This is a genomic window from Clostridium pasteurianum BC1 (assembly GCF_000389635.1).
Taxonomy (GTDB): domain Bacteria; phylum Bacillota; class Clostridia; order Clostridiales; family Clostridiaceae; genus Clostridium_I; species Clostridium_I pasteurianum_A.
Genome location: NC_021182.1, coordinates 2,059,027 through 2,071,266, shown reverse-complemented (window position 1 = coordinate 2,071,266; position 12,240 = coordinate 2,059,027). Strand labels below are relative to the sequence as shown.

Sequence of the window (12,240 nt, the reverse complement as noted above, 5' to 3'; positions counted from 1 at the left end):
TGTCTTATTCTTACTTAATGCACATTCAAATAAATAACTGGTCAGTATGCTAGTCTATTTTGAATTACTATTTATTATATCTTACTTTAAAATTAATTATTTTCTATGAATACTTTTCTCTCTTGAACCTCAACTTTATTTTCCGCTATAAGCCTAATAGCCTCTGGTAAAGCTTCATGCTCCTTTTCTAGTACTCTTTTCTGAAGTAACTCTGCAGTATCCTCAGCAAACACTGGCACAGTCTTTTGTATTATAATTGGCCCTGTATCCGTCCCTTCATCTAGAAAATGCACGGTGCAGCCAGAAGCCTTAACACCATAACTTATTGCAGCTTTATGTACATTTAAACCGTACATCCCCTTGCCACAAAAAGAAGGTATTAGAGAAGGATGAATGTTTATTATTCTGTTTTTAAATTTCTTTAATAAATCACCTTTTAAGATGGATAGAAAACCTGCTGTAACTATTAAGTCTACACCTTTTTCCTCTACAATCTTTAAAACTTCGTCGGATAATTTATCACCATACTGCTTTTTACTTAAAGCTATAGCATATATATTATTTTCTTTAGCTCTTTCTATTCCATAGGCTTTCTCACTATCACTGATTACTATTTCAATTTTACAATTCAAATACCCTGACTTTACTTTATCAATAATAGATTGCAGATTAGTTCCTCCACCTGAAATAAGCACTGCTATTTTAAACATACACCTTTGCCTCCTGCTTCAACGTAACCAATTTCAAAGGCTTCTTCTCCAAATTCTTTTAATGTGTCTATTACTGCTGCTTTATCCTCTTGCTTTACGCATAATACGAAACCAATGCCCATATTAAAAGTATTATACATATCATTCCCTTTTACTCCAAGAGACATTAAATATTTGAATATTTCTGGAACTTCATAGCTGTCTTTATTTATTATAGCTGTAAAATCTCCTTTGAACATTCTTGGAATATTTTCATAGAAACCGCCACCAGTTACATGTGCCATACCTCTTATTTCAAATTTCTCCATAAGCTTTAATATAGGCTTTACATATATCTTTGTTGGTTCAAGAAGAACTTCTCCAATTTTTTTACCATGAAAATCAATTTCTATATCAGGTACTAATTTTCTTACAAGTGAAAAACCGTTACTGTGAACACCTGAAGATGCAATTCCAATAAGTACGTCTTTGTCTTCAATTTTACTTCCGTCTATAATTTCATCTTTTTCAACTATACCTACTGAAAAACCTGCTAAATCATAGTCTCCGTCTTTATAAAACCCTGGCATTTCAGCTGTCTCTCCACCTATAAGGGCACTTTCAGCCTGAAGACAACCCTCAGATACACCCTTTACGATTTGTGAAGCAGTTTCAGCTGAAAGCTTACCACAAGCCATATAATCAAGGAAAAATAGTGGTTTTGCACCATGACATAAAATGTCATTGACACACATTGCAACACAATCAATACCAACTGTATCATATTTTTTCAGCTTAAATGCTATGGCAAGCTTTGTTCCAACACCATCTGTACCGGAAACAAGTACAGGATTTTTATAATTCCCCAGAGCAAACATTCCTGCAAAGCTACCTAAATTATTTAAAACATCCTTTGTGTAAGTTTTTTTAGCATAGTCCTTTATTTTGCTTACAGTTTCATAGCCCTCTTCAATATTTACACCAGCGTCCTTATAAGTTACCATTAGTACACAACCTTTCAAAATTATACTTCAAATCTTTCCTTTTCAACTTCCATTGGTGCTGACACAGGATATACTCCTTTTAAACATCCAAGACAGAAATTATTTTTCTTACCTAAACTCTTTAAAAGTGAATCTATGCTTAAATATGCAAGACTGTCTGCGCCTATAAAATCTCTTATTTCCTCCACAGTCTTATTTCCACCTATGAGTTCATTTCTGGAAGCTATATTTATTCCAAAATAGCATGGATATTTTATAATAGGAGAAGATACTCTAAAATGAATTTCCTTTGCTCCTGCTTTCCTTAATATATCCACCAATTTTTTACTTGTAGTTCCTCTTACAATGGAATCGTCTATTATAACTATTCTTTTCCCCTCAATATTCACTTTCAAAGGATTTAATTTTACAGCAACAGCCTTTTCTCTAAGTTCCTGAGTAGGTGATATAAAGGTTCTTCCCACGTATCTGTTTTTTATAAGTCCTATACCATAAGGTATTCCGGAAGCCTTTGCATAGCCTGTAGCTGCTGCAAGTCCTGAATCTGGTACACCAATTACCATATCAGCCTCTACAGGAGCTTCTCTATAAAGCTCTTCTCCTGCAAGTTCTCTTGAGTTGTATACACTTATTCCATCTATAACACTATCTGGTCTTGCAAAATATATATATTCAAAAACACAGGTTTCACATTTAGTCTTTTCTGCAAAATTTATACTTTTGATTCCTTCTTTATCTATTATTACAATTTCACCTGGATTTACATCTCTTACAAATTCAGCACCTACTGCATCAAGTGCACAAGTTTCTGAACACATTACATAACTATTATCATCAAATTTACCTATGCAGAGAGGTCGTATACCGTTAGGATCTCTAACTCCGATTAATTTATCCTCTGTTAAAATAACAATGGCAAAGGAACCTTTAATAGCCTGAATTGCATCAGCTACGGCGTTTTCTATACCTTTTTTTGCATTTTTAGCAATCAATTTCAGTACAACTTCAGTATCTATTGAAGTTTCAAAGGAAGTTCCGCCATACTGCAATAGTTCTCTTATAATATCAGTATTTACAAGATTTCCGTTGTGAGCAAGAGCAATAGAACCTAATTCAAATTCATTAACTATAGGTTGAGCATTATTGGCACAGCTGCCACCAGTAGTAGAGTATCTTACATGACCTATTGCAGAATTTCCAACCATTTTGTCTAAGCTATCATTATCAAACACATCTGTTACAAGTCCCATACCTTTATGGACATCAATCTTACCATTATTGCACACTGCAATACCAGCACTTTCCTGTCCTCTGTGCTGAAGTGCATACAGTCCATAGTATGTTAAATGTGATACATCTATATTCCTATTTGAAAAAATTCCAAAAACACCACATTCTTCTTTAAGTTTATCTTGTTCTAAATCTATCACAGTTAAACTCCCTCTCTTAAAAAATTTATTTTCCTGCGATTCTCTTTAATATTTCAACATAAGCTTCTTTTACATTACCCATATCTCTTCTAAATCTATCTTTATCAAGTTTTTCATTAGTTGTTGCATCCCAAAGTCTGCAAGTATCTGGAGATATTTCATCTGCTAATAGTATTTCTCCATTAGTAGTTTTACCAAATTCCAATTTAAAGTCAATAAGTTTAATATTTTGTTTTAAGAAAAATTCCTTAAGTATTTCATTTACCTTATCAGTCATTGCATATATAGTCTTTAATTCCTCAAAAGTTGAAAATCCCAAAGCAACTGCATGAGTATCATTTATCAAAGGATCATCATAATCATCATTCTTATAGCATATTTCAAATACTGTAGTCTTTAATGGACTTCCTTCTTCAACACCAAGTCTTTTAGCCATACTTCCTGCAGCTACATTTCTTACTATAACTTCTAGTGGAACTATATTAACTTTTTTGCAAAGTTGTTCTCTATCATTTAGTTTCTCTATAAAATGTGTTTTTACACCATGTTTTTCTACAAGTTCAAATAACATTGAAGTTATGCTGTTATTTAATTCACCCTTATCTTCTATCTGACCCTTTTTTACTCCGTTGAAAGCTGTAGCATCATCTTTATAATAAACTATAACTTCATCCTCTTTATCAGTAGCATAAACCTTTTTTGCTTTTCCTTCGTATAATAATTCTTTTTTTGTCATTATAATTCCACTCCTTCTTCGTTTTCACTTATAAATTTGCTTTTCATATCTTTTCTATATTGAATTAGTTTTTCTTTTAACCCTGGATATTTTAAAGATAGCATCTGAACTGCTAACATTCCTGCATTGTAGCTGTTATTTATTCCTACAGTAGCTACTGGAATTGATTTTGGCATTTGAACTATAGATAAAAGTGAGTCCAATCCGTTAAGAGCTGCATTTATTGGTACTCCTATTACTGGAAGTGTAGTATGTGAAGCAATTACTCCTGGCAAATGCGCTGCAAGTCCTGCCCCTGCTATTATGCAATCAAAGTCTTCAGCTTCTAAATCTTCAATTACCTGAGCTAATTTTTCTGGAACTCTGTGAGCCGATAGTATGTGAACTCTGTACTCAATACCGAATTCCTTAAGAGCCTTGGCAGCACCTCTCATCTTATCCACATCTGATTTACTTCCAAATATTATTGCAACTTTCATTTATAAATTCCTCCTATACTCCTTATGCTGGACTAAACAAATTTAATTGTTTGGTTTTTTGCACACTTTATTATTAAACATCTTTCATCGGTTATTTCCTTTAAGATGTCTTATACTAAAATATTAATTATAATTAGTAATCCTTATAAAGTAATCATCTAATTTATTATATTTTATATTACATAATTTATTTGTAAATAATCGCTAGTTTTATATAAATTATTGCTGAAACATGTTGATTTTTGTCAATATATCATCATAAAGAAACTATGAATCAACTGTTAAAATTCGACTTATTATTTGTTTTTAAATGCCTAAAATTAAAAATGCTCCAAAATGAATATGGAGTAAATTCACTTATAGAGCGCTTAATATAGAGAGTTAAGAAATCCTAACTCTCATAATTTATAAATTTACCCATAGCCAAAAAGTTTAAGGCCTTTTGTAGAAACTCCTGAACCCTATTATCAAGATTATATGGATGCATATTTAATTTTTAATTAGCTGCAAATAAATACTAACACTAGACTTATAAAAAGTCAATGTGTTTATAAGATTATTCATAGTAACATTCGTACATATACCGTATATTTAATGTTTTTCCATATTATTTATTCGTTATATATTGATTTCAAACAAATTTCATCTATATATTTTACTTTAAATGTATAGCCAATTACTAAAATATGCGTTTGAAATTTAAATTATATGGTATTCAAGTTTTACTTATTATAAAAATCAAACACATATTCTGTCAATTTATGTCTTATTTAAAGTATTTTACACCAGATTCAAATATCTTCTGATCCTTGTTTCCAGGTATATTTTTTGCAATATTACTTCCTATTCTTTCACTGTGCCCCATTTTACCCAGTATTCTTCCATCCGGACTTGTTATACCCTCAATAGCCTGCATAGATCCATTTGGATTGAAGTCAATATCATAAGTTGGATTACCCTTAAAGTCCACATATTGAGTGGCCACCTGACCATTTTCAAATAGCTTTTTAATTACATCTTCTTTTCCAACAAATCTTCCCTCGCCATGAGATACCGGTATAGTATAAACTTCATTACAATTAACCTGATTAAACCATGGTGATAATGTAGAAACAATTCTTGTATCTACCATTTTAGATACATGTCTTCCTATATTATTATAGGTAAGTGTAGGACATTCCTCGTCTATTTCTCTTATTTCTCCAAAAGGTACAAGTCCTAATTTGGTTAACGCCTGGAAGCCATTACATATACCCAGCATAAGTCCATCTCTCTCTTTAAGAAGCTTCATTATGCTCTCTGCAATTTTAGGATTTCTTAAAACTGAAGCAATAAATTTACCTGAACCATCAGGCTCATCTCCAGCGCTAAAGCCTCCTGGAAGCATAATCATCTGCGCTTTATCAATTTCATTAGCTATAAAATCTACAGATTCCTTTATAAAGTCAGGAGTTAAATTTTTAAATACTTTGACACTAGTCTCTGCTCCTGCTCTTTCAAAAGCTCTTGCTGAATCATACTCACAATTTGTACCAGGAAATACCGGTATAAACACTCTTGGTCTTGCATATTTTATAGTTGGTGATTTCGTATTTCTATTGTCAAACACACCTTTTTCTATATCTTTACTGCTCACCTCTGTTTTTGTTGGGAATACCCCTTCCAGAGTTTTTGTCCATTGCTTTAATAATTCATCTATATCTAAATTAAATTTTTCATAGCTAATAGCCGCTTCATTAGTAGTTTTTCCTAGAACTACATAATTAACTCCATCCATGATTTTTTTCACATTTTCTTCTTTATCTATTTCAAGAATTATAGATCCATAAGATGGTTCAAATAAAAGTTCTTCATCGACATTTTTATTAAAACCAAAGCCTATTTTATTTCCAAGACACATCTTTGTTATAGCTTCACAAACTCCACCCTGCTTTACTGTATAAGAGGAAAGTACTCTACCCTTTTCAATTAATTTATTGATTTTTTTATAGTTCTTCTTAAGCACTTTAAAATCTGGCAATTCATTTTCATCTCTCACTGCTTCAACTAACACTACAGTATTTCCTGAATTTTTAAATTCCTGAGATACAACCTTATTAGCATCCACTACATCCACTGCAAAGGCAACTAAAGTAGGCGGTACATCCATATCTTTAAAAGTACCTGACATACTGTCTTTTCCGCCTATAGCAGGTATTTCAAACATCTTTTGAGCATGGTATGCTCCAAGGAGCGCTGCAAGAGGTTTTCCCCATCTTTCAGGCTCTGTTCCAAGTCTTTCAAAATATTCCTGCAGTGTAAGTCTTATACTATCGTATTTACCGCCACAAGCTACTACCTTTGCCACAGCTTCAACCACGGAATAAACTGCTCCATGGAAAGGGCTCCAGCTTGACAAATTAGGGTTATAGCCATGAGCCATAACTGTTGCTGTATTAGTTTCCCCTTTTAAAACAGGAACCTTAGCAATCATAGCCTCTGTAGGAGTCATTTGATATTTACCGGCAAAAGGCAAGAACACACTGCCTGCGCCTATAGTACTATCAAATCTTTCCACAAGTCCCTTTTGACTGCATACATTTAAGTCCTCCAAAACTGACAGCCATTTTTTCTTTATATCTTTTACTTTTTCAGTTTTTGCAAAGTAATTCAAGGATTTCTTTGGTTTTTTAACATATACATCTATTTCCTGTCTTACACCATTAGTGTCCAAAAAGTCTCTGCTTATATTAACTACATAGTCATTTCTCCATCTAAGTTTCAGCCTTCTATCTTCTGTTACTACTGCTACCTTTACTGCTTCTAAATTTTCTTTGAGGGAAAGTTCAATAAATTTATCTGCATCTTTTTCCTCTACAACTACAGCCATACGTTCCTGAGATTCTGATATGGCAAGTTCAGTACCATCTAAGCCCTCATATTTTTTCGGTACTAAATTTAAATTTATATCAAGACCATCGCTTAATTCTCCTATAGCAACAGAAACTCCACCTGCTCCAAAATCATTACACCTTTTTATAAGTTTACTTACTTCAGGATTTCTAAATAATCTCTGTATTTTTCTCTCTGTAGGAGCATTTCCCTTTTGAACTTCTGCTCCACAGGTAAGTATGGATTTCTCATCATGTTCTTTAGAAGAACCTGTAGCCCCACCGCAGCCGTCTCTACCAGTTCTGCCTCCAAGTAGTATTATTATATCACCAGCCTTTGGTTCTTTCCTCACCACATTTTCCTTTGGCGCTGCTCCAATAACTGCTCCAACTTCTAATCTCTTTGCTACGTATCCCTCATGATATACTTCTGTTACCTGACCTGTAGCCAGACCTATTTGATTACCATAAGAGCTGTAACCCTTTGCTGCTCCCACAGTTATCTTTCTTTGAGGTAATTTTCCCTGAAGTGTATCTTCTATTTTTGTTCTAGGATCTCCGCTTCCTGTTACTCTCATTGCCTGATATACATAAACTCTTCCTGAAAGAGGATCTCTTATACATCCCCCTATACAAGTTGCTGCTCCACCAAAAGGCTCTATTTCTGTAGGATGATTGTGAGTTTCATTTTTAAACATAATTAACCATTTTTCTTTTTTGCCATCAATGTCAACTTCCTTTTCTATACTGCAGGCATTGATCTCATCAGATACATCCAGATCTTGAAGCTTTCCATCTTCTTTAAGTTCCCTCATAGCCATAAGTGCTACATCCATAAGGCATGTAACCTTATCTTCTCTTTTTAATTTTGTTTTTGAATTATTATATTCTTCAAAGGCTTCTTTAACTGGTTTATTAAATTTACCCTTTTCAAACTCTACATTATTTAGCTTTGTAGCAAAAGTAGTGTGTCTGCAGTGATCTGACCAATAGGTATCAATTACCTTTATTTCTGTATATGTTGGATTTCTTTTTTCTGTATTCTTGAAATATTCCTGACAAAATTTAAGATCTGCAAGACTCATGGCAAGACCTTCATCTAATCTAAATTGTTCTAATTTTTCCTCTGGTAGATCTGTAAAATATTCTAAAATTTTTACATCTGCTGGGAGTTCCACCTCTGTTTCTAAAGTCTCCGGCTTTTCCATGGAAGCTTCTCTTGAATCTACTGGATTAATGCAATATTTTTTTATCCTTTCTACTTCAACCTCATTAAGTTCTCCCTCTAAAATATATAATTTTGCAGTTGCTACCTTGGAAGCTTCATTTTGTGATAATATTTTAATACATTGATCTGCTGAATCTGCTCTCTGATCATATTGTCCTGGCAGATATTCTACTGCAAAAATACTATCATTATCTTTAGTGTTTATATTTTCTTCAAACACATTATCAGTTACAGGCTCAGAAAATATTATTTTTTTTGCCTTTTCAAATTCCTCATCTGAAATTCCACTTATATCATATCTATTTACAATTTTGATATTAGATAATTGACTAATATTAAGATTTTCTTTAACGTCATTCAGCAGTTCAAGTGCCTCAACATTAAAACCTTGTCGTTTCTCTACAAATATTCTTCTAACTTTGTTATCCATATTTAAATTCTCCTTATATAGATATTTACGAACAATAAATTCGCAATAAATAGTTTCATTCGTACTCAGTTATTATAATATATAATTTTTCATAAATAAAGTATTTGTTAAAATATTATTAGTAAATTAGGGATAATTTAATTGCCAATAGAAATTAATTTTCTCAAATAACCACAAAATTTATTGCTGGCACTTAATTGGTTTATTTCATAATTTCTAGTAGAAAAAGTTGTTGACATTTGTTTTTATTTACAGTAAAATCATAACTGATATAAGTGCATAAATATTCAATGATAGGGAAGAGTAGCTTTAAGAATTGCTTACAGAGAGCCGAAGGTGTTAGAATTCGGCAGCATGAATTATTATGAATGGGCCCTTGAGAAATAAATCGAAATCCGTTAGGAAAAGTAGTGGTTATCGGAAGCCTACTGTTAAAAAGGTTAGAGCATATTTGTGTTGAAAATTAAGTTGTGTATTTATACATAAATTAGGTGGTACCGCGATTATAACCTCGCCCTAATATTTTAGGACGAGGTTTTTGTATTATATATTATTATTAATTATTAAGGGAGTGGATTAAAAATGAGTTCAAAAAATGATGTGAGAAAACTAGTCACAATAGCTCTTCTTCTTGCCATAGGAATGGTATTATACCAAATAACACCTGGTGTTGTAATGGGAATGAGACCAAATTTTCTTTTAGCCATGATGTTCATAGCAATTATATTAGCCGATGATTATAAGCTAACTATTTTAATCGGACTTGTATCAGGTATATATTGTGCAATTATCAGTACTTTTCCAGGTGGACAGGTTGGCAACATTGTTGATAAGCTTATTACCTGCCAGGTAGTCTTTCTAATGTTTAAAGCAATGAAAGACAGAATACCAAAACAAATTATGGTTGCTATTATAGGACTTGTATGTACCGCAGTAAGTGGAACAGTTTTTTTATTAACTGTTTCTGTTGTAGCAGGATTACCAAAATCATTTACAACTCTTCTCCTAGCTGTAGTGCTTCCAGCCGTTATAGCTAATGCTATTATATCTGTAATTTTATATAATGCCGTAAATATTAGTTTAAAATATTCTCGTAGATAGACAGTAAAAAAATATTGTTGCTAAAATACAAATTTTTAAGGGAAGTCATATTAGGCTTCCCTTAATTCATACTTTAAAAAAAGTGCGAAGTAGATACTATATAAAATACATGAAGATATTTAGCTTCAAGCTACAAATCCATAATCAATAGGAGGAAAAAGAATGGCAAGAAAGTATAATTTATATCAAATAGACTCATTCACTAAGGATAAATTTGTTGGAAATCCAGCTGGAGTTATAACAAATGCTGACGGATTAACTTCAGATGAAATGCAGAAAATAGCTAGGGAACTTAATAATTCTGAAACAGCTTTTATCTTTTCCTCAAATAATAACGAGTATGATGTTCATACAAAGTTCTTCACGCCAACTAATGAAGTGCCAATTTGTGGACATGCTACTATTGCTGCACACTATGCCCGTGCTATTGAAAATAAACTTAACACTTCAAGGGCTTATCATAAGACAGGTGCAGGAATTTTGCCTGTTGATATAGTGAAAGAAAACAAAGATTACAAAATTACTATGACGCAAGGAAAAATTGAATTTGGCCATATTATTGAAGGAATAAACAGAAAAAATCTTTTATCAGCAATAAATATAAGTGATGCTGATTTATTAGAAAGTTATCCAATTCAGATAGTTTCAACAGGCCATTCTAAGGTTATAGTTGGTATAAAAAGCATTGCAACCTTAAATAAAATGAAACCTGATTATGATGCCCTTTCTAGATTGAGCAATATTATTAAATGTAATGGATATTATGTTTTTACAGTGGATTCTCAGGATAGTGATATTTTAGTTCACGGTAGAATGTTTGCTCCTGCTATAGGTATCAATGAAGATCCTGTAACTGGTAATGCAAATGGTCCTTTGGGGGCATATTTGGTTCACCATAAATTGATCCAGCATGATAACTTTTTATTTAAATTTAAAGCTAAACAAGGCGAAGCCATAAAACGTTCAGGTATTATTGAAGTGGAAGTAATTATACAAAATAATGAACCCGTAGAAGTTAAAATTTCAGGAAATGCTGTAATAGTGTTTAAATCTGAGTTATCATTGGAATAATCATCTAGAATGGCAACTTGAAAGCATTTTACAAGAAAAGAGTAATTGTTACTTATATGAAAAACTAGATTATAAAAACTGGAAACACACAATTTGTAAATGATAAATTAACTTTAGTGTTTTATGAAAAGTAGGATAATTCATAATTAAAAATAATTCATCATATTCTTAATAAATGTAAAAATATCTTCTAAGATAAATTCACAATTATTTTGTTTCTGTTTATTTGCTTCTTCTAAAAGACACCTATCATTATCAAAGCCAATTACTTTTTTTACTTGTGACGAAAGTAATTTTGACACAACTCCAGTTGAGCAGCCTAAATCATAAACTGTTTGGTTTTTATTTAATGGTAATTTCTTTATATATTTATCCCAATCTCTCCAAATATTTTGATTTTTGTATTCTTCTAATAATGTCATCAAAATAATTCCCTCATTCTATCATAAATTATAGTAATCAACTTTTATATTTATATAAATAATGTTTAGTTCGCCCTAAATTACTATTGCCTACTTATTTAATTATATAAAATATCAATTTGAGTTTCAAATATTTATGAGAATCATCTTAAAAATGGTTTTTATTTAAGATTTTCATACTAAAAATCCATGAAATTTATTGACTAAAATTGAAATTAATCATATATTATATATATACATATGAACACATGAACATATGAGCACATATAATATTGTAAAGGAAGTGGTTTATTTGGCTAACAAGGAAGTTGAAACTATAGAAACCTGTAACTGCACTGTGCTTCATGAAGATATAATTAATAAAGTTAGAGAAAATATGATTGATGAAGAATTACTCTATGATTTATCCGATTTATACAAGGTATTTGGTGATACCACCAGAGTTAAAATTCTTCACGTACTATCTATATCTGAAATGTGTGTATGTGATATATCAAGTCTACTTGGAATAAAACAATCTTCAGTATCACATCAATTGAAAACACTAAGGCAGGCTAAATTAGTTAAATACAGAAGAAATGGCAAAGTAGTCTATTATTCTTTAGATGATAATCACGTGGAACAAATATTCAATCAAGGATTAGCACATATAAAAGAAAAATAATATATTATCTTATAAAGCTAATGATACTAATTTAATGTGAATATAAAAACCTTATATAATTGCAGTAATTTTATATAGAAACACTTTCACTTTTATTGGAGTACAGTCATATTAAA

General features: G+C 31.6%; 10 protein-coding genes, 1 riboswitch and 1 other annotated feature. Of the genes, 3 read left to right on the top strand and 7 right to left on the bottom strand.

The features are described 5' to 3' along the window. Positions 1 to 92 precede the first annotated feature (92 nt). The 6 genes from purN to CLOPA_RS09680 all read right to left on the bottom strand — a co-directional run bounded on the left by purN (position 93) and on the right by CLOPA_RS09680 (position 8,866). Complete coding sequence (gene purN / locus CLOPA_RS09705; RefSeq protein ID WP_015615249.1) at positions 93 to 710, bottom strand: phosphoribosylglycinamide formyltransferase; 618 nt, start codon at positions 708 to 710, stop codon at positions 93 to 95. After that, positions 698 to 1,693, bottom strand: coding sequence for a phosphoribosylformylglycinamidine cyclo-ligase (gene purM / locus CLOPA_RS09700; RefSeq protein ID WP_015615248.1), 996 nt, complete (start codon positions 1,691 to 1,693; stop codon positions 698 to 700). Before purM ends, purN begins: the two co-directional genes overlap by 13 nt. Before the next feature lie 20 nt (positions 1,694 to 1,713). Then, positions 1,714 to 3,123 (bottom strand): amidophosphoribosyltransferase, encoded by a 1,410-nt coding sequence (gene purF / locus CLOPA_RS09695; protein WP_015615247.1) that lies wholly within the window; start codon positions 3,121 to 3,123, stop codon positions 1,714 to 1,716. 25 nt (positions 3,124 to 3,148) lie between these two features. Next, a complete protein-coding gene (gene purC / locus CLOPA_RS09690; RefSeq protein ID WP_015615246.1) occupies positions 3,149 to 3,859 on the bottom strand; it encodes a phosphoribosylaminoimidazolesuccinocarboxamide synthase in 711 nt (236 codons plus the stop codon). Continuing rightward, complete coding sequence (gene purE / locus CLOPA_RS09685) at positions 3,859 to 4,338, bottom strand: 5-(carboxyamino)imidazole ribonucleotide mutase (protein WP_015615245.1); 480 nt, start codon at positions 4,336 to 4,338, stop codon at positions 3,859 to 3,861. The genes purC and purE overlap by 1 nt, the downstream gene beginning before the upstream one ends. A gap of 400 nt (positions 4,339 to 4,738) precedes the next feature. Then, positions 4,739 to 4,839, bottom strand: a riboswitch (purine riboswitch). 265 nt (positions 4,840 to 5,104) lie between these two features. Further along, a complete protein-coding gene (locus CLOPA_RS09680) occupies positions 5,105 to 8,866 on the bottom strand; it encodes a phosphoribosylformylglycinamidine synthase (protein WP_015615244.1) in 3,762 nt (1,253 codons plus the stop codon). 281 nt (positions 8,867 to 9,147) lie between these two features. After that, positions 9,148 to 9,388 (top strand) — a binding site (T-box leader). A 60-nt stretch (positions 9,389 to 9,448) separates the two neighbouring features. Between CLOPA_RS09680 and CLOPA_RS09675 the strand changes: the two genes are divergently transcribed. Both CLOPA_RS09675 and CLOPA_RS09670 read left to right on the top strand, forming a co-directional pair. Continuing rightward, the gene (locus CLOPA_RS09675; protein ID WP_015615243.1) at positions 9,449 to 9,967 is read left to right on the top strand and encodes a tryptophan transporter; all 519 of its coding nucleotides are present in this window, start codon (positions 9,449 to 9,451) and stop codon (positions 9,965 to 9,967) included. Positions 9,968 to 10,129: 162 nt separating this feature from the next. Next, positions 10,130 to 11,038 (top strand): PhzF family isomerase, encoded by a 909-nt coding sequence (locus CLOPA_RS09670; RefSeq protein ID WP_015615242.1) that lies wholly within the window; start codon positions 10,130 to 10,132, stop codon positions 11,036 to 11,038. 146 nt (positions 11,039 to 11,184) lie between these two features. Here the strand turns inward: CLOPA_RS09670 and CLOPA_RS09665 are convergent, their stop codons facing one another. Next, positions 11,185 to 11,460 carry a class I SAM-dependent methyltransferase gene (locus CLOPA_RS09665; protein WP_041710857.1) on the bottom strand — a complete coding sequence of 92 codons (276 nt, stop codon included), beginning with the start codon at positions 11,458 to 11,460 and terminating at the stop codon, positions 11,185 to 11,187. A 256-nt stretch (positions 11,461 to 11,716) separates the two neighbouring features. On the opposite strand from CLOPA_RS09665, the gene CLOPA_RS09660 reads away from it, so the two are divergent. Then, entirely contained in the window at positions 11,717 to 12,124 is a 408-nt protein-coding gene (locus tag CLOPA_RS09660; protein ID WP_015615240.1) for an ArsR/SmtB family transcription factor, read from the top strand. Positions 12,125 to 12,240 lie beyond the last annotated feature (116 nt).